The sequence below is a fragment of the Desulfallas sp. Bu1-1 genome (assembly GCF_015594625.1).
Classification (GTDB): Bacteria; Bacillota; Desulfotomaculia; order Desulfotomaculales; family Desulfallaceae; genus JADNRQ01.
The window spans coordinates 15,433-38,760 of the sequence record NZ_JADNRQ010000026.1; the positions used below are offsets into that span (position 1 = coordinate 15,433).

Consider the following 23,328-nt stretch of genomic DNA (forward strand, 5'->3'; position numbering starts at 1 on the left):
AAATAATTAAACAATAGATCTGTTTACAGGGGGATGGTCAATGACCCTGCGACTTGTGCTGGGCCGGGCGGGGACGGGCAAGACCCGCCTCTGCCTGGACGAAATATGCGCCGAAATGCGGGAGGAACCCCTGGGCCCGCCGCTGCTGTTCATTGTTCCGGCCCAGGCCAGTTTTTCCATGGAGCGGGAACTGGCTTCCCGCGGGGGCGGCCTGCGGGCGCAGGTGTACAGCTTCAAACGCCTGGCCCACCGGGTGCTGCGGGAGGCGGGTGGCGCGGCCCTCCTACCGGTAAGCGAACTGGGGCGGCGGGTGATGCTGAAAAGCATTTTGCTGGAGGAAAAGGGAAACTTGGGCTTGATGGGCGCGCTGCAGAACCGGCCGGGCTTTTTGGCGTCGCTGTCCGAGCTGGTCGGGGAATTGAAGATGTGCCGCATTTTCCCGGAGGACCTGGCCGAAGCGGCGGGCGAGGTTGAGGAAAGCCGGCTGGGGCTGAAGCTGCAGGACTTTACCTTGGTGTATCACCGGCTGAGGGACAAGCTGGCGGACCGGTTTACCGACCCGGACGATTACCTGGACTTGCTGGCGCGGCAGCTACCAGCAGCCGCTTTTCTTGAAGGCTGCCGGGTTTGGGTGGACGGTTTCGCTTCCTTCACCCCGCAGGAATGCGCGGTGCTGAAGGCGTTGCTCGAAAAATCCCGTGAAGTTGCCGTAACCCTGTGCCTGGACGAGGCGGCCGCCCGGGGGCGGTTGCCCGGCCACCACCCCTTTGTCAAGCCCCGGGAGGCCTGCGACAGGCTCCGCCGGCTGGCCCGGGAGGCGGGGGTCGAGGTGCGGGAGGATTTTCTGGCGGCGGGGCGGAACTGGCGTTTCGCCGGAGCGCCGGAGCTGGCCCACCTGGAAAAGCATTACTTTACCTATCCCACGATCGCCTGTACCGCGCCCGTGGAAAGGATTCGCCTGGCCGCCGGGGTAAATGTCCGGGCGGAAGTGGAGGGCGTGGCGCGGGAGATCCGCCGCCTGCTCAGGGAAAAAGGGCTGCGCCCCCGCCAGGTGATGGTGGCGGTGCGGGACGTGGATGTCTACTTCCCCCTGTTCCAGCGGGCGCTGGCGGACTACGGGATTCCGTTTTTCATCGACCACCGGCGTCCCGTGATGCACCACCCCCTGGTGGAATTACTGCGCTCGGCGCTGGAAGTGTGGCAATCCGGCTGGACCTACGATCCGGTGTTCCGGTACCTGAAAACCGGCTTGACCCGGGTGAGCCGGGAGGAAGTGGACAGGCTGGAAAACTACGTCCTGGCGGCGGGGATCAGGGGCGGCAGCTGGTACGGGGAGCAGCCCTGGAATTACGTGCCCGGCCGGTTGTGGGAGGATGACGAGCCGGGCGAGGAACTACCGCCCGCCCTGGACGAAATCAACGACATCCGCCGAAGGGCCGTGCGGGAACTGAGGGCCGCCCAGCTCAAGGCGCAGCAGGCCGCCGCGGGCCGCCCCGCGCGCCTGGCGGGGCGGGAGTGGGCCCGGATTTTGCTGGAGCTGTGCCTGGAGCTGGACGTGCCCCGGCGGCTGGACGGCTGGAGCAGGAGCGCCCTGGAGAAAGGGCTGCCCGGCCTGGCCCGGGAGCACCGCCAGGTGTGGAGGCTGGTGAGCGGCCTCTGGGACGAGCTGGTGGAAGTGCTGGGGGACCAGCAACTGACCGCGTCCGAGTTTTCCGCGGTGCTGGACGCCGGGCTGGAGGCCGCGACGCTCAGCCTGATTCCGCCGGGCCTGGATGCGGTGACCGTGGGCAGCCTGGACCGTTCCCGCCCGCCCGGCGACGTGCAGGCCCTGTTCATCCCCGGCCTCACCGAGGGGGCTCTGCCGGCCGGTATCCGCGTCCACGGGGTGTTCACCGAGCGGGAGCGGGAAGAGCTTTCCCGGCGCCTGGCCGGGAAAAACCTGGAGCTGCCGCCGGGCGCACGGGACCGGCTGTGCCAGGAACAGTTCTTGATTTACCGTGCGCTCACCCGCACCGGAGGGCTGCTTTATCTGAGTTACCCCCTGGGCGACGACGAGGGCCGGGCGGTTACTCCTTCCGCCGTGGTGCGGAGGCTGCGGGAGCTGTTCCCGGGGCTGGAGACCAAACTAATGCCCGCCGACCCGCCCGGCGGCTTCGGGGACGCTGAGTTCGTGGAACACCCGGCGGGGCTGCTGCCGCGGCTCGCCCTGCGCTGGCGGGAGGCCGCCTGGGGCCGCCCGGTGCACCCGCTGTGGTGGAGGGTTTACAACCAGCTGGTGGAAAGGGAGGAGTGGCGGGACAGGCTCAAGCTTGTGGTTGACGGCTTGACCGGGCGCAATGTGGAGCCCCCCCTGGCAGGGGAACTGGGGCTGAAGGTATGGTGTCGCAAGGAACGGGGAAGGCGGGTCATCGCCGGCAGCGTTTCCCGCCTGGAACGGTTTGTGAACTGCCCCTTCGCCCATTTTCTGGCCCACGGGCTGGGCCTGGAGGAACGGGCGGTTTACCGGCTGGCGCCGCCCGACACCGGCCAGTTGTACCACGAAGCGCTGCGCCTGTTCGTGGAGCGGGTGGCGGCCGGGGGGCCCGGATGGGAGAAACTGCGGGAAGACGAGGTGCACGACATTTGCGCCGGGCTGGTGGAAGAACTGGCCCCGCGGCTGCAGGGCCGGATTTTGCTCAGCAGCGCCCGCCTGCGCCGGCAAAAGGAACGCCTGCTGGAGCGGGTGAGCGACTCGGCCCGGGCCCTGGTCCGGCAGGTGCAGGGGAGCGGTTTTCGCCCCGCCGCCCTGGAGGTATATTTCGGCCCGCGGGGCAAAGGGCCGGCGCCGGGAACCGCCGCGCCGGGTTCCCTGCCCTTCTGGCCGGAACTGAACCTGCCGCCCCTGGAAATAGACCTGGGCAACGGCGTGGTGTTAAGCCTGAGCGGGCGCATTGACAGGGTGGACCTGGGTTCGGACGGCGATGGGCTTTATCTCCGGATCATTGATTACAAGTCGGGCAGGGAAAAGCTGGAACTGCCCCGGGTGCTGGCGGGGGTCCAGCTGCAGCTCCTGGTGTACCTGTGGGTGGCCCTGGAGTATTTCGCCGGGATTTGCGGCCGCGGCGGCCGGGGCCCGGATCCCGCCGGAGCGTTTTATTTCCACGTGCAGCGCCCCGTTATGAACGTTGACCGGCCGGATTTGTCCCCCGCCGACCTGGACCGGGAGTGGCTGAAACAATTCAAGTTGAGCGGCTGGGTGGTGGACCACGGGCCGGAACTGTACCGTTTGCTGGACCGGAACCTGGAGCCGGGCAGCTCCTCCCTGCTGGTGCCCGCGGCGTTGACCAAAGACGGCCGTGTTTCCGGCCAGTCCCGGGCCTCGGTCTACACCCCGGGCGAGTTCCGGTGGCTGCTGGGGGCCCTGGGCAAGCTGCTGCAAATGGCAGGCCGGGATATCGCCCGGGGGCGGGTGGATATCGCCCCATTGAAGATGGGGCGCAGGAGCGCCTGCGACCACTGCGTTTACAGCCCGGTTTGCCGCTTTGACCCGTGGCTGCCGGAGAACAGGCACCGCAGCCTGAACCTGGACGCAAGGGAACTGCGGCGGCGCGTCAATCAAGAAGCAGGCCGGGAGGGGGGAGACCGCGTTGTCTTCTATCAACTGGACTGACGAACAGAAAAAGGCCATCGAGACCAGGGGCGGCGACCTGCTGGTTTCCGCCGCCGCCGGTTCGGGTAAAACCGCGGTGCTGGTGGAAAGGATCATCAGGCTGGCGCTGGATGAAACAAACCCGGTGGACCTGGACCGGTTGCTGGTGGTCACCTTTACCGACGCCGCGGCGGGGGAGATGCGCCACCGGGTAGGCGCCGCCCTGGCCGGGGCGCTGCAGGAGCAGCCGGCCAACTCCCTTTTGCAGCGCCAGTTGTTTTTGGCGCCCCGGGCGCACATCGGCACGCTGCATTCCTTTTGCAGCGAAGTGGTGCGGAGCCACTTTTACCTGCTCGGCCTCGACCCGTCTTTCCGGGTGATGGACGAGAACGAAGCGTCCATGCTGCGCCGGGAAATGGTGGAAAACGTGCTGGAGGAATGTTACGAGGAACACCGGGACGCGCCCGGCGATGCCTCTTTCCTTTACCTGTCCCGGACCCTGGCCGGCCGCCACGGCGACGACCGGGAACTGGTGGAGCTGGTGCTGCGCTTGTACGATTTCGCCCACAGCCTGCCCCGCCCGGCGGCCTGGCTGAACCGGGTGGCGGAATCCCTGGAGCGTTCCGCCGGCCTGCCCTGGGAACGGCAGCCCTGGATCGGGGAATGGCGCGAACTGGTGCGCCTGGAGGTGGAGAACTGGCTGGGCGACCTGGAGGAAGCCCTGCGGCTGGCCGCCGGCCCGGGCGGCCCGCACCCGTACGCCGGCAGGCTGGAGGAGGACCTGGAGCGGGTGCGGGAATGGCTGGGGCTTGTGGACGGGCCTTACGACCGGTTGAAGGCCGCCCTGGACGCGGGGCGGCAGTGGCCCGCCCTGCCCCGGCTGGGCCGGGGGGAGGCCCGGGAGGATACCAAGCAAAAGGTGCAGGACCTGCGCAACGGGGTTAAGCGGCGGGTTGCCGCCCTGTACAATGATTATTTCACCCGGGCTCCCGAAGCCATGACCGGCGACCTGGCGCGGGTGGCGCCCCTGGTGCGGGTCCTGGTGGAAGTGACGCTCCGGTTCAAGGAGGCTTACCGGGCATTGAAACTGGAGCGGGCCGTGGCCGACTTTGCGGACCTGGAGCATTACGCCCTGGCCATCCTGGCCCGCAACGGGGAAGGCTCGCCCTGGGGGGAAGACCCGCCGGAAGACCCGGACGCGGACCTGTTGCCCTCCCCGGTGGCCGGGGATTACCGGGAAATGTTTGCCGGGGTGCTGGTGGACGAGTACCAGGACATCAACGGCGTGCAGGAGGCGGTGCTGCGGCTGGTGTCCCGGCCAGGCGGACGCTTCCTGGTGGGCGACGTGAAACAGAGCATCTATCGCTTCAGGCTGGCCGACCCGGCGGTATTTCTCAACTATTACCGGCGGTTTAAAGATTTGGACGCCGGCGGTGCGCCCGAACCGGGGTGGCGGCTGGACCTGCGGTCCAATTTCCGCAGCCGGCCGGAAGTGCTGGACGCCGTGAATTACCTGTTCGGCCGGTTGATGAACGAGCGGGTGGCCGAGCTGGCCTACGACGAGCGGGCCCGCCTGAACCCCGGCGCCGGTTTCGGGAACGCGCCCGGGGAAGCGGGCGCGCCGGTGGAGATCCACCTGCTGGACTACCGCGACCCGTTAACCGGGGCGGACGCCGGGGAAGCCGGGGAACAGGAGGAAAACGGCGGGGCCGAACCGGAAGAATTGGACCTGGTGCGGCTGGAGGCCCGGTGGGTGGCCGAGCGCGTCCACCGGATGGTGGCGGGCGGCGAATGCCGGGTGTACGACCGGGGCGCGGGGGGCCTGCGGCCGGCCACCTGGCGGGACGTGGTGGTGCTGATGCGCTCGCTCAAAGGGCGGGTGGGGGTGTTCCTGGAGGAATTCCGCCGCCTGGGCATTCCGGTTTACGCGGACGGCGGCGGCGGTTATTTCGGCGCCCCCGAGGTGCAGACGGTGGTATCGCTGCTTCAGGTGATCGACAACCCCGCCCGGGACATCCCCCTGGCCGCGGTGCTCCGCTCCCCCCTGGTGGGGCTGGACGCCTCGCGGCTGGCGGAAATCCGCCTGGCCTGCCCGGAGGGCGACTTTTACACCGCGGTGCGCCGGGCGGCCGCCGGGGGGGCGGGGGTGGATCCCGGGCTATCCGCCCGGCTGAAACGATTTCTGGATCAACTGGAGGAGTGGCGGGACCTGGCGGGCCGCCTGTCTCCGGCGGAACTGCTGGAGGAACTGTACCGCCAAACCGGGTACTGCGACCTGGTGGGCTCGCTGCCGGGCGGGGCGGTGCGCCAGGCCAACCTGCGGGCCCTGGTGGACCGGGCCCGCCGTTTCGAGGGAACCGTGTACCGCGGGCTGTTCCGCTTCCTGCGCTTTGTGGAATTGATCCAGGAGGGCGACGGCGACATGGACGCGGCCCGCTCCCTGGGGGAGAACGAGGACGTGGTGCGGCTGATGAGCGTGCACAGGTCCAAGGGCCTGGAGTTTCCGGTGGTCGTGGTGGCCGGGTTGGGCCGGGGATTCAATTTCACCGGCCTGAACCAAAACCTGCTGCTGCACCGCCGCCTGGGCTGCGGCCCGGTGCTGGTGGACCTGGAGCGGGGCATTCGTTACGCCACGGTGCCGCACCGGGTGATCCGGCAACGCCTGCGCCTGGAGACCCTGGCCGAGGAAATGCGCCTGCTGTACGTGGCCCTGACCCGAGCCCGGGAGCGGCTGGTGGTGACCGCGGCGGTCAGGCAACTGGACCGGGCGGTGGAAAACTGGGCCGGGCGCGGGGCGGCTGCGCCGCCGGGCGGGCCGCTGGGCGCGCCGCTGCTGGCCGGGGCCAAATGCCCCGTGGACTGGCTGGGGCCGGCCCTGTGGAGCCACGGCAACCTGGCCGGTTTTGCCTGGACCGGGGAACCCCAAGAGGCGGGAGCGGAAAGCTGGCGGGTGTTCCTGTGGCCGGCGGCCGCCCTGGAACGGCTGCGGGAAGCCGGCCGGGCCGGGGAGGACCGGGGGCGGGAGGACTGGCTGCCGTACCTCCAGCGGCTGGAACCCCTGCCCGCAGACTGGCTCCGCCGGCGGGAGGAGGACTGGCCCGGCGGGCCGGGCGAGCTGCTCCAGCCCGGTGAAATCCGGGAACGACTCTTTTGGAACTGCCCCCACCGGGAGCTGGCGGGCCTGCCCTCCAAGGTGACGGTAACCGAGTGGCGGCACCGGCAGGAAGAACTGGAGGAAAGGCACGGCGACGAAGCGCCTGCGCCATTCTGGCCCGGCGCCGCTTTCGGGGAGGATGAGTCCCCGCCCGGGTTCGAACTGCCGGTGTTTTATACGGGGGATCGCCGGGGCGGCGCGGAGCGGGGCCGGGTGGTGCACCTGGCCATGCAAAACCTGGTGTTGGACCCGCCGCCGGGCGAAGCCGGAGTGCGGCGGCAACTGGACCTGATGGTGGAGCGCCGGATACTGCACCCGCAGCAGCGTAAACTGGTCCGGGCGGCGGAGATAGCCCGTTTCCTGGCCACCGGGCTGGGGCGCCGGGTGCAGGAGGCCGCCCGGGCGGGGCGGCTCCTGCGGGAAGTGCCCTTCACCCTGGGCCTGGAAGCCGCGGAACTGTACCCGGAGCTGGCGGGAAAAGTGCCCCCGGGGGAGACCGTGCTGTTGCAGGGGGTTATCGACTGCCTGGTCATTGAGCGGGACGGCCTGGTGATCATTGATTACAAGACCGACAGGATTGACGGGGAACGGTTGGCCGAAGCTGTGGACCGCTACCGGATTCAACTGGAGCTTTACGCCAGGGCGGCGGGGTCCATTCTGGGCCGCCCGGTACGCGAGAAGTACCTGTACTTTTTCCACTTGAACCGCGCGGAAGCTTTATAATATTAGCAAATTCCCCTTGAAAAACTCTAATTTTAGAAGGGCTTCGTGTTAATTGGAGGATTGCATACGAGCTTAATTCGAAGAACGAGCGAACCCGAGGATAAGCGCCGGTGCATGTCCGAGCGCCCGCAGGGCGCGAGTTCTCCGGCGCCCGAGGGTGAGCGAGTTCGTACAAACATAATAGCGAGTCAGCAATCCGGAAATTAACACGAAGCCCCAACGCGGACTTTTTCAGGGGAAACTGGCTATTACGAGGAAGATGCGCAGAGAGCGATTGATGCCGCCGGATCGCCTTATAGTACCGGGATGGGGGGTATTTTGATTGAGCCAAGTCGAAAGAGGGCTACGGATACTTCATACTTCGGACTGGCACCTGGGCAAGTGCATCGGGCCCCACCGGCGCTGGGACGAGCAGGAACAATTTATCGATGAAATCGCCTGGCTGGCGGAGGATGAAGGGATCCACCTGGTGCTGGTGGCCGGGGATGTGTTCGATACCGAAAACCCGCCGGCCCGGGCGGAGGAACTCTATTTCGAGGCCCTGTCCCGGCTGGCGGTGAACGGCCGCCGGGTGGTGGTGATCGCGGGCAACCACGACCAGCCCGAGCGGCTGGCCGCCGCCGCTCCCCTGGCGTCACGCCAGGGCGTGCACATTCTGGGCCGCCCAGGGGACGTGCCGCCCGCGGGGCCGGGGGTGCTGGAGCGGGGTCCCGCCCACATGGTGCTGCAGGGGCCGGGCTGGCCCTGTCCGGCGGTTTTACTGGCGCTGCCTTATCCCTCCGAGGCCCGGCTGGGGGAACTGTTGAGCGACTCGCCGGAAGAGGCGGACCGGCAGGCGGCCTACGCGGAGCGGGTCGCGGCCGCCTTCCGGCTGCTGTCCGGGGCCATCCGCCCCGAAGCGGTCAACCTGGCGGTGAGCCATCTATACGTGCGTGGCGGGCATACCAGCGACTCGGAGCGCCACCTCTCCCTGGGCGGGGCGTACGGCGTGGACGCCGGGGCCTTCCCGCCGGGGCTGCAGTACACGGCGCTGGGCCACCTGCACCGTCCCCAGGGGGTGCCGGGGGCGGCAATGCCCTGCCGCTACAGCGGCTCGCCGCTGGCCTACAGTTTTTCCGAGGCGGGCCAGGCCAAGGGCGTGGTGGTGGTGGAAGCCGTTCCCGGGCGGGAGGCGGGCTGGCGGGTTATTCCGCTGAACTCCGGCCGTCCCCTGGTCTGCTGGCGGGCCGCCGGGGGCTATGACGAGGTGCTGCGCTGGTGCGAAGCCGGGCGGGACCGGCGGGCCTGGATCGACCTGGAGGTGTGCGCGCCGGCGCCCTTGACCCGGGAGCAGGTGGAAACCCTGCGGGGCTTGCGCCCCGGGATCATCGACATCCGGGTGGCGCTGCCGGAGCAGGAAGCCGCGGCCGCCGCGGAATCCCCCGATTATACCGCGCTGCCCCTGGACGAACTGTTCACCCTTTTTTACCGGCACCAGACCGGGGGGGAGCCGGGCGAGGAACTGGTGCAGCTGTTCCTGGAACTGGCGTCCCCCGGGGCGGAGGAGGTGGATAGGGATGAAACCTGTTGAATTGCGACTGTCCGGCCTGCACAGCTACCGCGAACAGCAGGCGGTGGATTTCGACGGGCTGTGCGAGCGGGGCATTTTCGGCATCTTCGGCCCCACCGGCAGCGGCAAGTCCACCATTTTGGATGCCATAACCCTGGCCCTGTTCGGGGACGTCAAGAGGGCCACGGGCTACCAGGGCGTGATCAACCAGCGGGAGGATCAGGCCCGGGTGGCCTTTACCTTCGAGGTGGGGCGGGGCGACGATCGCCGCCGCTACCGGGTGGAGAGGACGCTGCGCCGCAGCGGTGATTTCGGCGCCCATACCCGGGACTGCCGGTTGGTCCGGGTGGACCCCGGCGGCGAGCGGGTGCTGGCGGACAAGGACGGCCAGGTCCGGGCCATGGTGCAGGAGCTGCTGGGCCTGACCGCCGATGATTTTACCCGGGCGGTGGTGTTGCCCCAGGGCCGTTTTGCCGAATTCCTGGCCCTGAAACCCGCGGAGCGGCGCCAGATGCTGGAGCGGCTGTTTGAGTTGGACCGCTTCGGCGAGCAATTGAAGAAACGGGTGGTGGAGGTAAAAGGCCGGGTGCAGGCCCACCTGGAAAGGGTGGAGGCCGAGCAGCAGGGCCTGGGGGACTGCTCCCCCGGGGCGCTGGAAAACGCCCGGCGGGAACTGGAACACAGCCGGGCGGAGCGCCGGCGGGCGGCCGGGCACTGTGACGCCGTGCGCAAAAAACTGGAAGAAGCCCGCGCGGTGCGGGAACTGCAGGCGCAGCGGGACGCCCTGGAAAACAGACTGGTGGAACTGCGCCGGGATGAGCCCGGGGTGCGCCGGGCCGGGGAACGGCTGGAAGCGGCCACCCGGGCGGAGGGCCTGCGGGGGCTGCTGGAGGAAGGAGAGCGCCTGGAGCGGGACCTGGCGGGGCGCAAGGACCGGCTGGCGGGCCTGGCGGCCGAGGCCGGCAGGCTGGAACGGCTGGCCGGGGAAGCGGACCAAAAAGCCCGGCAGCTGCGGCAGGCCAGGGAAAGCAGGGAGCCCCAATTGCTGTCGCTCCACGCGCGGCTGGAAGGGGCCCTGGCCGGGGAAGCCGAGCTGGACGACATGCTGGAGCGGGAAAAAACATGGCAGGATGAATTGGCCGCCCGGGAAAAAGAAATCACGCAACTAAAAGCCCGCAAGTTGGAGCTGCAAAACACCGTGGAACAACAGGAACGCCGCCTGGCGGAATTGAAAAACCGCCTGGAAGGGCTGCTGTTGAGCCCGGAGGAAGAAGAGCGGGCCAGCCGGATTTTTGATTTGTACCGGGAAGTTACTCGCCTGGCGGAGGAAGCGGGGGAACTGGCCGGGCAGCGCGGGGAGGCGGAGGGGGAACTGGCCCGGCTGGGCCGGCAGGAAAACACCCTGGATGCCGAACTGAAACAGCTGGAGGCCGGGGCGGCGGAGCAGGCGGCAGCGCTGCAGCGGCTGCGGGAAAATCCGCCCGTTCCGGGGGAAGAATTGGAACGCCGGGCCGTGCAGCTGGAGCAATGGAGACACAGGGCCGAAAGGTTACAGGAACTGGCCGGACAGTACCGGGACCTGGACCGGGAACACGCGCGGCGCCGGGAGGAAATGGAAGCCCGCCGGCAGGAGCGGGAAACCCGGCTGGAACAGGTGGCGGCGCTGCAGCGGGAGTTGGAGGGGGTTGAGCGCGAACAAGAGGAACTGTCCCGCCGGGTGGAGGAAGTCAAACGCCGCAACCTGGCCGCTTACCTGGCCCGGACCCTGGAACCGGGACAGGCCTGCCCGGTTTGCGGTTCCACCCACCACCCCGCCCCCGCCCCGGAGGCGGTTCAAGAACTGGATGAACTGGAGCGGGCCCTGGCCGGGGCCGGGGCGCGGGCTAAAGAACTGCGCCGGGAACTGAGCGAGGGCGAAGGCAGGGTGGAACGCCTGGACGGTGAACTGGCGGCCCTGGCCGCGCTGGAGGACAGCATCCTGCAGGGGAAAGGGCAGGTTCGGGAAGAAGGCCGGCGGCTGCGCGGGGAACTGCCGCAAACATGGCGGGAGGCGCGGGTGGCTGATTTGCCCGGGCTGCTGCGGGAAATGGAACAACAGCACCGGCTGCTTCAGGAAGCGGTGCGGGACTGGGAGCGGCAGGTGGAAGAGACCCGGGAGCGGGAGCGGGAACTGCGCCGGAGGCTGGACCAGCTGCGGCCGGCCCTGGCCCGGGTGCAGTCGGACCGGGAGAACCGGCGGCGGCAGCTGGAAGATATTGCCCGCCGGGAGGCCGGGATTGCGGCCAAACAGGCGGCATTGAACCGGGAACTGCTGCCGCACCTGGCGGCGGCGGGGCTTAAAGCGCCGGCCGACGTGCCCGGGTACCGGGAAAGCATCGGTAACAGGCAGGCGGAATGCCGCCGCTGCCGGGAAGCGATCCAACAACTGGAACCGCAATGGAAAAGCAGCGCGGAACAATTGCAGCAGGCCGGGGACAGCCTCCGGGAACTGGAATTCAAAGCGAGCGCCCTGCGGGAAAAGCTGGCGGATCTGCAAGCACAAATCAACCGCCGCCGGTCGGAACTGGAAGTGCTGACCGGCGGGAGGCGGGTCAAACAGGCTCTGGAACAGGTGCGGGGAGAACTTGACAGCCTGAGGGAAGCCGCGGCCCGGGCCGAGGAGCAAAGTAAACAGGCGTTTGATTCCCTGCACCGGGCCCGGTTGAAACTGGAGGGCGAAAACAAAACCTGTGCCGCGCTCCAGGAGCAGCTGGACAACCTGGGCCGGAAACTGGAACAGGCGGCGTTGCGGGCCCGTTTTGCCGGCGCCGGTGAGGCCAGGGACGCGCTGCTGGACCCGGGGGAACGGGAGGAACTGGCCCGGCTGGTGGAGGAATACCGGCGGCAGGAGCAGCTGTTGACAAGCGGTTTGCGCGACCTGGAGGCCCGGCTGGGGGGCCGGAGCGTGGACGACGCCGGCTGGCGGGTGATCCAGGAGCAAATGCGGGAAGCGGAAGGCAGGCTGGGTTTGGCCCAGCAGCGGGAAGGGGCGGCGGAAAACCGCCTCAGCCAGCTGGAACAGCGCCGGGACCGGTGGAACGCGCTGGAAAAAGACCGCCGGCAGCTGTCCCGGCGCCGCGAACTGCTGGGCGAACTGGAAGGGGTGCTGCGGGGCCGGGCCCTGGTGGAGTTCATGGCCCGGCGGCGGCTGGAAAGCCTGGTGACCCTGGCTTCGGAGCGCCTGGGCCGGCTGACCGGCTACCGCTACGCCCTGGAACTGGACGGGCAGGGGGGATTCGTGCTGCGGGACGAGGCTGACGGCGGCTTGCGCCGCCCGGTTTTCACCCTCTCGGGCGGGGAGACCTTCCTGGCCTCCCTGGCGCTGGCGCTGGCTTTGTCCGACCAGATCCAGCGCCGGGGCCGGGCGCCCCTGGAGTTCTTTTTCCTGGACGAGGGTTTCGGCTCGCTGGACGAGCGGTACCTGGAGGTGGTGATGGACACCCTGGAACGGCTGCCGTTGGAGCGGATGGCCATCGGCTTGATCAGCCACGTGCCCCAGCTGGTCAACCGCCTGCCCCGCCGGCTGGTGGTGGAACCGGCCCGCCCGGACCGGGGGAGCGTTGTCCGCCTGGAACGGGCCTGATGCGGCGGAAGAAACCGCCGGAGCGCCCAATGGACAAGAGTAGCGCTTGTACATTTGTCAGGCTTCACTGGTAATACTAACTTTATGCAAAATAATTGTTTTCGGAGGACCAAATGAAAAATAAACAGTTCGCGGTGATCGGCCTGGGCCGCTTCGGCATGAGCCTGATCACGGAATTGAGCCGCATGGGCTACGACGTGCTGGCCATTGACAACGACGAAAACACCGTCCACAACGCCATCGACGTGGCGGCCCACGCCGTGCAGGCCGACGCGACGGACGAACAGGCGCTGAAGTCCCTGGGCATCAGGAATTTCGACGTGGTGGTGGTGGCCATCGGCGAGCATGTCCAGGCCAGTATCCTGGCCACGATCATCCTCAACGAGCTGGGCGTAAAAAAGGTTATCGCCAAAGCCCAAAACGCGCTGCATGGCAAGGTGCTGGAAAAAATCGGCGCCGGCGTGATTTATCCCGAGCGGGACATGGCCATCAAGCTGGCCCGCTCGCTGGTTTCCCAAAATATCCTGGACCAGATCGAACTTTCGCCGGATTACAGCATCCTTGAACTGGTGGCCCCCCGGGCGTTTGCCGGCAAGAGCCTGGTGGAAATCGGCGTCAGGAAGAGGCTGGGGGTCACCATTTTGGCCGTTAAACGGGGTGAGGACATTATTGTGGCGCCCGTTGCCGGGCAGGTGATCAATCCCGGTGATGTTCTGGTGGCCCTAGGCAAAAATGAGGACCTGCAGCGGCTGTCTGAAATGGAATCCTAGTATACAGGCGAGGTTGGAAGATGACGAGAATTTGGTTGACGCCCCCGCGGCTGTTGGTATTGAGTTTTTTGGGCCTGATTTTTGCCGGCGGCATTTTGCTGAGCACCCCCTGGGCGGTCAGGGATGGAACGGCGGACTGGATGACCGCGTTGTTTACCGCCACTTCCGCGGTGTGCGTGACCGGGCTGGTCGTGGTGGACACCGGCACGCACTGGACTTTTTTCGGGCAGCTTGTCATTATGTTGCTGATCCAGGTTGGCGGGCTGGGCGTCATGTCCTTCGCCACTTTTTTCGCCCTCCTGCTGGGCAAAAGGATTCAGCTCAGGCAAAGGCTGGTGATGCAGCAGGCCTTGAATAAAACCTCCATTGAGGGGATAGTCAAAATCTTCCGCTACTTGCTGGTGTTTTCCTTTGTCACGGAGGGAATCGCGGGGCTGGTTCTGGCCGCGCACTGGGCGCCGTCCCTGGGCTTCCCGAGGGCGCTGTGGTTCGGTATCTTTCACTCGGTTTCCGCTTTCAACAACGCCGGGTTTGATTTGTTCGGGAATTTCAGGAGCCTGACCGGGTATACCTCCGACTTTGTAACCAACCTGGTCATATCCGGTTTAATTATTGCCGGCGGGCTGGGTTTTGTGGTCATCTACGAAATATATCATTTCAAAAAACAGCGCAAACTGTCGCTGCATTCCAGGGTGGTGCTGATCACCACATTTTTGTTGATCATCACGGGCACCGCGGTTATCCTGGCCGCCGAATACAACCACGCCCTGCGCGGCTTGACGCCGGCGGGCAAAGTCATGGCCGCTTATTTTCAGGCCGTAACCCCCAGGACGGCCGGTTTTAACACCATTGACCTGAATCACCTGTTTTTGTCCACGCAACTGCTGATCATGTTGCTTATGTTCGTGGGCGGCTCGCCGGGGTCCACTGCGGGCGGTATCAAGACCTCCACCTTTGCCCTGCTGTGGCTGGCCATTTACAGCATTCTGAGGGGCAAAAGGGATACGGAGATATTCAGGCGGAGAATAGCCCACCAGGAGGTGTTCCGGGCCCTGGCCATCGCCCTGCTGGGGTTGTTTGTAGTCTTTTTAATGACCTTCCTGGTGGCTTTGACCCGCGAGGATGCCGGTTTGGTCAAGGTGCTGTTTGAAGTTGTTTCCGCGCTGGGCACGGTGGGCCTGTCGCTGGGGCTGACCACGGAATTGAACGATTTGGGCCGCCTTTTGATCATGGTCACCATGTTTTTTGGCCGCCTGGGCCCGTTGACCATCGGGTACGCTCTGGCGTACCGGCAAAAACAACCCGACGTGCGTTATCCCGAAGGGAAAATCATGATCGGCTGAAGTTTGCTCCGGCGCAACAAGCCGCACCCGGGAAAGGGTGCGGCTTAACGCTTGATTAACACGAAGCCCCAACGCGGACTAACTAATTAATGCCCGTCCGTATCCTCCAGGTAGTACAAAACATAAGCCCGTTCGGGGTCCTGGCGGATTGTTTCCATCACCTCGGGTGATACGGAAATTTCACCGACAAAATTAAAATCCGAGGACAGGTCAAAATCCTCTTCATCAATGGCCTTGTAGCATTCCAGTACCGCGTTGGGGTCTTTGGTTTTTATCCCCAGTTCCAGGTACTTTTTCCTTGCTTCACCGGCGGAATCGGCGAAAACAATCCGGGTGTTGGTGGTATGCTTCATATTGATAACCTCCCGCATGTGAACTCAAAATAATACTTACCACAATAAAATGTACACTTGTTTATAACGCCGGGTCAAGTACTTATTGGGCAAAATTGTGATAATATTGATGATAGAATATAAAGAAAGAGGGTGGCAAAGTGAATCTGAAAGAAATCATAACGGGCAGGCGCAGCGTCAGGTCTTACGAGGAAAAACCCTTATCCGAAGAAATAATCAAGAACCTTATCGCCATGGGTATCCACGCGCCCTCGGGTTCCAACATGCAGCCGTGGGCGTTCGTGGTGATTGAGGACAAGGAATTCATGCGGGAATGGTCCGACCGGACCAAGGAAGTGCTGCTGGGGCAAATGGAAAGCAACGCCTATCTGCAGCAGTACAAAGGCTTAATGGAAAACAAGAACTTCAATATTTTTTACGATGCCCCCTGCTTGCTGCTTATTTACGGTGACACCAAGTCTCCCAACCATGTTTTCGATTGCAGCATGGCGGCGCAGAACATCATGCTTTCAGCTTATGAAATGGGGCTGGGCAGCTGCTGGATCGGGTTTGCCATGACGCTGGGCAATTCGCCGGAAATTAAAAACAAGCTGGGCGTACCCGAAAATTACAGGCTGGTGGCCCCCCTGGTACTGGGCTACCCCCGGGGAACCTGGCCGCCCATCCCCCGCAGGGAGCCGGTTATCTTTGCCTGGAAGAAATAAGCAAAATGCCGCCCGCACGGGCCGGCGGCGACTCTCGTTTATAAAAAAGGGGACCTCGCAACGGTCAGTGCGAGGTCCCTTTTTGGTTCCGCAAAAAATTGAGCCAGTCGCCGTCGAGAATCACGGTGCCGTTTTCCTTGAGCCAGCGCGCCTTGGAGGGGGGCCACAGGTACATGTGGGCTTTGACCGTTTCGCCCTTCTCTATGTTTTCCACATCCCTGATCTCCCGGATCAAGTGACTCTGGCTTTCAATGCCGGTGTATTTTTGGATCTCGTCAATTTGCGGCAAAGCAATGCGCAGGTTTTCCGATTCGAACAGCACACCTTTGATTTCCCCGTCTCCATCCAGCACCACGGGGTAACCGTCCCGGGGCAGGTAATACATGATCCCCCTGGCCCTGGCCTTGTAAACCACGGGCTGGTGTTCCTGTATGAAGCGATTGTAGTTGTCAAGGCCGGGAAGCAGCGTGCCGTACACAAAAAGCCTGTTTAAATACATCCCCCACCACCCTTTCCATGGCAATTGCCCAACCAAAATTGTCTTTCTAACTTTTTCTTTGCCCAAGCTGTTTTTCCTTTATTATGATTTATTTTATCCGGGCTGTCATTTGCATATTTTTTTTCGACAAGAATGTACGAACCTGCCCGGGAGAATATTAAAGTCAAAACTTTCAACTTTAACAGGATAATGACATCTCCTGTCGAAAATAAAGAAGGGTTTGCCTCAATGTCTAAACAATGGAGGGGATGAGTTGAGTTATCTGCACATTGTAAACCACCCCCTGGCCGGTGACTGCCTGAGAATACTGCGCAACAGGGAGACCGGGGTCAGGGATTTTCGCGACGCCATGAATAAACTGGGTCTGATCATGGCGGTTGAAGCCACCGGGAATTTAAAATATACCGTGGAAACCGTGGTCACGCCGCTGGACACCGGGGCGGACTGCCCCCATGTGCGGGACAGCAAAATCTTGCTGGTGCCCGTATTGCGTGCCGGGCTGGGGTTTTTGGACAGCTTTTTGGAAATCCTCCCCGCGGCCAGAGTGGCCCACATCGGTATTTCCCGGGATCACGACACCCTGGAAGCCCGGGCTTACCTGGATACGGTGCCGGATGATGCCGGCGATTTTGATCATGTTTATATCCTCGACCCCATGCTGGCCACGGGCAACAGCAGCGTCAAAACGCTGGAACTGATTACCGGGAAGGGTTACGACCCCGCCCGGATCACGCTGGTTTGCGCGGTGGCGGTCAAAAGGGGCGTTGAACAGGTGCACGGCAAATTCCCCGCCGTCAGGATCATCACCGCGGTCCTCGATCCCGCGCTGAACGACAAGGCCTACATAGTACCCGGCCTGGGTGACGCGGGTGACCGCTTGTACCTGATTTAAACTTGATTTAACTGCCAAAACATCACAGCGGCAGGCGATCCGGTGGATTTCTGGAGAGAGTGGAGCACTGGATGCGGTCCCTAGCCCGTCATATCCCAAGAGCCATGACCCCTTAGGGCGTGAAGAAGTAGTTAGGCAGTAGTTTGCAAGCGTTAACTACAAGCTTCACCGGCTTCAAGAGTAAAATTGCGAAACGAACGGAAGAAACCACCGGAGCGCCAGATGCAAGTACCGGTTTTTGCTGTGAAATCACGTGTAATTACCTGTTACCGGGAGGGATTTTAAGTTGTCCAAGCGAGAGATTCAGGTTGAGGAACGGCTGCCCCTTTTACAAACGCTACCCCTCAGCCTGCAGCACCTGTTCGCCATGTTCGGCGCCACGGTGCTGGTGCCCATCATTTTTAAGGTCGACCCCGCCACGGTGCTGCTGTTCAACGGCATCGGCACCCTGCTTTACCTGGTGTTGTGCAAGGGACGCATTCCCGCCTACCTCGGCTCCAGTTTCGCCTTTATTTCCCCGGTGATGGTTGTGCTGGACAAGTACGATTACGGGTCCGCCCTGGGCGGTTTTATCGCCGCCGGCCTGGTATTCTCCGCCGTGGCCCTGATCATCGGCGTGGCGGGAACCGGGTGGATCGACGTGGTTTTCCCGCCGGCGGCCATGGGCGCCATCGTGGCGGTGATCGGGCTGGAACTGGCCCCGGTGGCGGCCGGCATGGCCGGGTTGACCGCGGAAAAGCCGGACCCCGCGGTGATCACGGTGTCCTTGTTCACCCTGGCGGTAACCATTCTGGGGTCGGTGATTTTCCGGGGCTTTCTGGCGATTATACCAATATTGCTGGGCATTATCGCCGGGTACGTCCTCTCCTTTTTCATGGGCCTGGTTGATCTTACCCCCATCAAGGAGGCCGATATTATCGCCGTGCCCACTTTTTATACCCCGGAATTCAACCCGGCGGCCATCGCCGTCATCCTGCCCGCGGCCCTGGTGGTCATCGCGGAGCACATCGGGCACTTATTTGTAACCAGCAACATCGTGGGCAGGGACCTGGCGAAGGAACCCGGCCTGCACCGGTCCCTGCTGGGAAACGGCCTGTCCACCATGCTTTCGGGGTTTTTCGGCTCCACCCCCAATACTACCTATGGCGAGAACATCGGCGTGATGGCCATCACCAGGGTATACAGCGTCTGGGTGATCGGCGGCGCGGCGGTCATGGCCATTTTACTGTCCTTTGTCGGGGTGCTGGCGGAAGCCATCAGGAGCATCCCGCAGCCGGTGATGGGCGGGGTGTCGCTGCTGCTTTTCGGCGTGATCGCCGCTTCGGGTATTCGCATGCTGGTTGAGGCAAAGGTGGATTTCGGCAAGGCCCGGAACCTGATCCTCACCGCCGTGGTGCTGATCGTCGGCGTCAGCGGCGCCCAGGTGAACATAGGCGCGGTGAGCCTGAAAGGAATGGGCCTGGCCACCGTGGTGTCCATTATCCTGAGTTTGACTTTTAAACTTTTGGACGTGCTGGGGTTGACCTCGGAACAGTAGACATGCTTTTGTTGCATGCAAGCAGTTTTTCTAACATTGATTTAACTGCCAAAACACCACAGCGGAAGGCGATCCGGCGGATTTCTGGAGAGAGTGGAGCACTGGATGCGGTCCCTAGCCCGTCATATCCCAAAAGTCATGACCCCTTAGGGCGTGAAGAAGTAGTTTGGCTGTTTGCGGCAAGCGTTGCTTAAGAGCTACTCCAGCCAAAAAGGTAAAATTGCGAAACGAACGGAAGAAACCGCCGGAGCGCCAGATACGAGTAACGGTTTTTGCAGCGAAATCAAACATTAGACTTCTTTAACTGAATGCATCCTGTTATGAACCGTATTTAAGAAATACAAAAAAGCCACTTCCAGTACGAGTGGCTTTTTTGTATCATAAATGACCGGTCAATTGTCTGAACAAAGTTTACAATTAAATTGATTTACCAGTATAATAAGATAATTACGAAAATAGTATATTCACCGGGAGGAAAATATTATGGGACATCTGATTAACTCCAAGGAAGAAGTGTACAGGGCGCTGGCCGAACGGTTGAACAAAAACCCGGTGGGCACGCCGGTAAACGACATTTTAATGGAAATTCTCCACCGCCTTTATACCGAAACCGAAGCCCTGGTGGGCAGCAAGTTTCCCCTGCTGCCGCTGCCGCTGGACAAGATCTCCGGCATTACCGGGATCGGGCGGGATGAGCTGAAAAAAATCCTGGACGACATGGCGAACAAGGGGCTGGTGCTGGACCTGCCCCGCCGGGACGACACCTATTACATGCTGGCGCCCATGGTGGTGGGGTTTTTTGAGTACACCTTCATGCGGGTGCGGGAAGATATCAACATGAAGGAACTGGCGGATCTGTTTGAAAGGTATTTCAAAGAGGACGGCGTGAGGGAGGAATTCTTCGGGGGCGACACCAAGATGTTCAAAACCCTGGTTTACGAGAGCCTCATCCCGGCGGCCGTGGAAACCGAAGTGCTCAGTTACGAGCGGGCTTCGGAGATTATCCGCGAGGCGGGCGGCGGGGCACTGGGCATGTGCTCATGCCGGCATAAGGCCGGCCATCTGGGTAAGGCCTGCGACGCCCCCGTTGAGGACGTTTGCACCTCCCTCGGCAATGCCGCCCGCTGGCTGGTGAGCCGGGGCCTGGCCAAGCCCGCCGGCGTGGATGACCTGCTGCGGGTGCTGGACCGGACGGAAAAGCTGGGCCTGGTGCACCTGGGCGACAATGTGTTGAAAAAACCGGCCTACATCTGCCACTGCTGCGGGTGCTGCTGCGGTGTGCTGCGCGCCATCAATGAAGGCGGCGTCGCCTCCGTGCACCCCAGCAATTTTATCCCGGAAGTGAACCCGGAAGAATGCTCGGGCTGCGGCACCTGTTCGGAGAACTGCCATATCCACGCCATTGAAATGAACATGGATGGAAACGGCAATGAAATACCGGCTGTGAAAAAAGATATATGTATCGGCTGCGGGGCGTGCGCTTCCGCCTGCCCCACCGGAGCGCTGGCCATGTCCCGCCGTTCCGTAATCCATGTTCCGCCGGAGACCAAACAGGAACAGTTCCTCCGCATTGCCAGGGAAAAGGGCAGGGCTTGATCAAAAAGCATCACCGGGCTGAAGCCTTAGTTGCTTTGATTAGAAGAAACAAGAGGGTTTTATGCGCAGGTTTATAAAAATCGTTGCAACGCTTTTTTGCCTGGCCGGGTTACTTATTCTCGGTTTCGCCTGGTACTTGGGCCTGTTAACGCCGGGTTCGGGTAATATTGTTTTACCCGGTCAACCCGGCGTTCAAACTGGTGAATCTACCAATTACGAGGGGGGAAGAAGGCAAAAATAACCCCGGCCGGCCAACTGACAAATTGGAGAACGATTATGCCAACCGGGGCGAAAGCGCTGTGGATCCGGAAAACGCTATGGATGGCGACACGGTGGGTCCGGAAAACGCTACGGTTGAAGATATTGAAAAAAATATCGTCCCAAATTTGCGGCCCTGCAGCAAGAATATAACGCCAAGATCAACAGCCTGGCTGCGGCGGGCATGAACGAATACATGAGTTATAAGAATAATAATCAAAAACCGCCTGTGGCTCAATTAATAAGAAAATACCTCAACGCCGGCCGGGTGTTCAGCAGCCTCTAATAAAGTACGTAAAACAACTCAAGAGGCATGGAAAAAAGCGCTTGAGCAATTGAAAAGCATATCACCAAATGAAGCTAAAGAACTATCACTTTATTCGAGTAATTTGGTTAAGATGGCGATGTTAGTGGTACCATTTTATCAATCTTCTCAGGACCAAAATAAACTCACCAAGATTGTTTATTAAATGATTTAACCCCAAAACCAAATTGGGGTAATTTGTGGTTGCTTCATGACCGCCTTCAGAAACCAGTCGAATATGATGGCGGCAGACATGAAATCTATCAATGTGTAGGAATTCTAGCTCAGGTGGATAATTCATTATCATTATACGAGGGTTAAATCAAGTGGTGATCACTCAATCCTGATCATACAAGCCCCCTGTCTTCATGGCCTATTGCCACACACCTACGACCTGCATACTTTACACGGCACGTACTCTGCCGCTACTGCCTCTTCACGTGTCCCTAATTCCACCCGGTTATGTGGCGCTATTTCAGACGCCCATCAGCAGTCCTGGCGGTGGAAATTCTTGCTATTCTTGTTGCCTATGTACCCGCTTCCATTTTCTGCGACAAAGGGACGGTTCGAAAGCGCCGGGATAAACCGGCATAGAGTAGGGGATGAAAGAGCCCTACGTGGAAGGTGAAGCTGCACCACCACGGCCCCGAGTCATGCGCGGGCAGCCGCGAGGCCGCACGTGAAGCGTTGACAGGGGAAAACGTAGGGCAGCCATTGAGCTCCGAAATCACCCATCCGGGGTGCCGACCCTGTGAACCGAAGGGGAAGGCAACACGGTAAAACGGCGATAAACAGCGAGTCGTATACCGGCCCCGCGGAGTCAGAGACCCTGAGCATGCGCGGACACTCTATGCTCGAGAACCGGGAGATCTCAGCGGTACCCGTCGGCGCAAACCGCCGGCGGGTCGGCCAGGGAAGGCCCGTGGCCGCAATCCTGGCGTGTACGCCGCTGAGAAGTCAGAAACCGGTATAGTACCAAAGAAAGTGCCGAACAAAATTGGGGCGACCAGTGGCGGAGGCACTGGAGGAAAGGCCGGTGACCAAGGGGAATTCTGAAGAGACGACTGCGAACTGTACGCAGAGACAGGGGGAAGCATTGAGCGGGCTCGACAGAATACGTGAAGCAGCGAAGAGAGACTCAGAGGCTTCGCGTCACCAACCCAAGGTAGGAGCCGTATGAGGTAATCCCTCACGTACGGATCTGTGCGGGGGGCATCCGGTAACGGGTGTCCCTACCGCAATCATCATGTCGCAAATTATTGCGTTTTGGTTGCCGCCTTGTATTTCCGCTCCGGCGGCCTGGATAGAGGCGAGTGGGGGTCTTGAGTGTGGTTTTCCATCAGGGTGATTATTTGTGTGAAAGGTATAATATTTCACAAGGGGTTGGGCTGAAAGCAGCCTGAGTGGCGGCTGCGCGCAGGTATTGTAATGACAATAATTCAACTCAAAAAAAATTGAATAATAGCAAATATTTTTCGGGACCGGAGGTTATTAAACGACTTTTTTCACTTTTTGCTGCAGGTATTTGGTTTCAGGAACGTAGTTTTTGCAGGGAATTACCATTTCCGAAACCATGCTTTCCATGCTGTGGTTATAAAGTTCCATTTCCATTGAGCAGGCTGTTTTCAACATTGCTTTGACGCTGAAACATTCCATGCCGTTTTTATACAAGCAGGTTTCACAAGGAGCTTTGACAATCCTATTTATCATTGGCTTCACCTTCCTTTTTGATTTGTGATAATTATAGCAAATACACGAAGTAACAACAAGTACATTGTATACAATATACGAAAGATTAAATTTTCTAAATTAATATCTAAATCAAACATTTAAGCCGGTTGTTTTGGATGCCGTGTCGCATTGATTAAAAAAGGGGCAAGTCGCCCCCACAGTTTAACCGCCGGCCGAAGCGTTGTTTACTAACGGCAGGACTGCGCCGCGCAGCATTGCTTTTCGGCCTACCGCAATTCTCGATACCCTGGTAAGGTATCACTGAATTTAATTAATTGATTAAGGAGGACCCAAGATGACGCCTGAAGAGCTGAAGAACATCAAAGCGGACAAAATTGTGGACGCCAGGGGCACATCCTGCCCGGGGCCGATCCTGGCGGCCAAAAAATCCATCGCCGAAATTCAACCGGGCCAGGTGATGGAGGTGCTGGCCTCCGACTCCGGCACCAAGAAAGACCTGCCGGCCTGGTGCAAGAAGACGGGGCATGAGTTTCTGGGCATGCTGGAAGAAGCGGGCGACATCAAACTTTACATCAAGAGGACGAAGTAAATATGGCTGCAACAACCGCTGCAACAACCAAAGAAGGCAAGGATTTTGCTCCCAAAATCCTTGCCTTTTCCACAAACAACATTTCCGACCCGGGCATCGACCTGGCGGGCAGCGC

16 protein-coding genes are annotated in these 23,328 nt (G+C 61.7%); 13 read left to right on the plus strand and 3 right to left on the minus strand.

Annotated features, from left to right (window positions below; genetic code table 11):
* Positions 1 to 40: 40 nt before the first annotated feature.
* From addB to IT084_RS15885, 6 genes are all read left to right on the plus strand, one after another.
* On the plus strand, positions 41 to 3,649 hold the full coding sequence (gene addB, locus IT084_RS15860) for a helicase-exonuclease AddAB subunit AddB (RefSeq protein WP_195713866.1): 3,609 nt from the start codon (positions 41 to 43) through the stop codon (positions 3,647 to 3,649).
* The gene (gene addA / locus IT084_RS15865) at positions 3,627 to 7,505 is read left to right on the plus strand and encodes a helicase-exonuclease AddAB subunit AddA (protein WP_195713867.1); all 3,879 of its coding nucleotides are present in this window, start codon (positions 3,627 to 3,629) and stop codon (positions 7,503 to 7,505) included. The genes addB and addA overlap by 23 nt, the downstream gene beginning before the upstream one ends.
* Positions 7,506 to 7,827: 322 nt before the next feature.
* Positions 7,828 to 9,075 carry an exonuclease SbcCD subunit D gene (locus tag IT084_RS15870; protein WP_195713868.1) on the plus strand — a complete coding sequence of 416 codons (1,248 nt, stop codon included), beginning with the start codon at positions 7,828 to 7,830 and terminating at the stop codon, positions 9,073 to 9,075.
* Complete coding sequence (locus IT084_RS15875) at positions 9,062 to 12,676, plus strand: AAA family ATPase (protein WP_195713869.1); 3,615 nt, start codon at positions 9,062 to 9,064, stop codon at positions 12,674 to 12,676. Before IT084_RS15870 ends, IT084_RS15875 begins: the two co-directional genes overlap by 14 nt.
* 113 nt (positions 12,677 to 12,789) lie before the next feature.
* Positions 12,790 to 13,446 (plus strand): TrkA family potassium uptake protein, encoded by a 657-nt coding sequence (locus tag IT084_RS15880; RefSeq protein ID WP_195713870.1) that lies wholly within the window; start codon positions 12,790 to 12,792, stop codon positions 13,444 to 13,446.
* A gap of 20 nt (positions 13,447 to 13,466) precedes the next feature.
* The gene (locus IT084_RS15885; protein WP_195713871.1) at positions 13,467 to 14,789 is read left to right on the plus strand and encodes a TrkH family potassium uptake protein; all 1,323 of its coding nucleotides are present in this window, start codon (positions 13,467 to 13,469) and stop codon (positions 14,787 to 14,789) included.
* Positions 14,790 to 14,875: 86 nt separating this feature from the next.
* Here IT084_RS15885 and IT084_RS15890 read toward each other — a convergent pair whose 3' ends face one another.
* Entirely contained in the window at positions 14,876 to 15,142 is a 267-nt protein-coding gene (locus IT084_RS15890) for a hypothetical protein (RefSeq protein ID WP_195713872.1), read from the minus strand.
* Between the two features lie 140 nt (positions 15,143 to 15,282).
* On the opposite strand from IT084_RS15890, the gene IT084_RS15895 reads away from it, so the two are divergent.
* Complete coding sequence (locus IT084_RS15895) at positions 15,283 to 15,846, plus strand: nitroreductase family protein (RefSeq protein ID WP_195713873.1); 564 nt, start codon at positions 15,283 to 15,285, stop codon at positions 15,844 to 15,846.
* Positions 15,847 to 15,910: 64 nt separating this feature from the next.
* Here the strand turns inward: IT084_RS15895 and IT084_RS15900 are convergent, their stop codons facing one another.
* Positions 15,911 to 16,345 carry a gamma-glutamylcyclotransferase gene (locus tag IT084_RS15900; protein ID WP_195713874.1) on the minus strand — a complete coding sequence of 145 codons (435 nt, stop codon included), beginning with the start codon at positions 16,343 to 16,345 and terminating at the stop codon, positions 15,911 to 15,913.
* Positions 16,346 to 16,598: 253 nt separating this feature from the next.
* On the opposite strand from IT084_RS15900, the gene upp reads away from it, so the two are divergent.
* The 5 genes from upp (at position 16,599) to IT084_RS15925 (ending at position 20,816) form a co-directional block, all read left to right on the plus strand.
* Positions 16,599 to 17,237, plus strand: coding sequence for a uracil phosphoribosyltransferase (upp, locus tag IT084_RS15905; RefSeq protein ID WP_195713875.1), 639 nt, complete (start codon positions 16,599 to 16,601; stop codon positions 17,235 to 17,237).
* A 286-nt stretch (positions 17,238 to 17,523) separates the two neighbouring features.
* Complete coding sequence (gene uraA, locus IT084_RS15910) at positions 17,524 to 18,774, plus strand: uracil permease (protein ID WP_195713876.1); 1,251 nt, start codon at positions 17,524 to 17,526, stop codon at positions 18,772 to 18,774.
* A 483-nt stretch (positions 18,775 to 19,257) separates the two neighbouring features.
* Positions 19,258 to 20,370: a 4Fe-4S dicluster domain-containing protein gene (locus IT084_RS15915; protein WP_195713877.1), complete on the plus strand. Its 1,113-nt coding sequence runs from the start codon at positions 19,258 to 19,260 to the stop codon at positions 20,368 to 20,370.
* Positions 20,371 to 20,431: 61 nt separating this feature from the next.
* Positions 20,432 to 20,611, plus strand: a complete 180-nt coding sequence (locus tag IT084_RS15920; RefSeq protein ID WP_195713878.1) for a hypothetical protein — start codon at positions 20,432 to 20,434, stop codon at positions 20,609 to 20,611.
* Positions 20,612 to 20,633: 22 nt separating this feature from the next.
* Complete coding sequence (locus IT084_RS15925; protein WP_195713879.1) at positions 20,634 to 20,816, plus strand: hypothetical protein; 183 nt, start codon at positions 20,634 to 20,636, stop codon at positions 20,814 to 20,816.
* 1,607 nt (positions 20,817 to 22,423) lie between these two features.
* Here the strand turns inward: IT084_RS15925 and IT084_RS15930 are convergent.
* The gene (locus IT084_RS15930) at positions 22,424 to 22,642 is read right to left on the minus strand and encodes a hypothetical protein (protein WP_195713880.1); all 219 of its coding nucleotides are present in this window, start codon (positions 22,640 to 22,642) and stop codon (positions 22,424 to 22,426) included.
* Between the two features lie 316 nt (positions 22,643 to 22,958).
* On the opposite strand from IT084_RS15930, the gene IT084_RS15935 reads away from it, so the two are divergent.
* Positions 22,959 to 23,213 carry a sulfurtransferase TusA family protein gene (locus IT084_RS15935; RefSeq protein WP_195713881.1) on the plus strand — a complete coding sequence of 85 codons (255 nt, stop codon included), beginning with the start codon at positions 22,959 to 22,961 and terminating at the stop codon, positions 23,211 to 23,213.
* Positions 23,214 to 23,328: the final 115 nt, after the last annotated feature.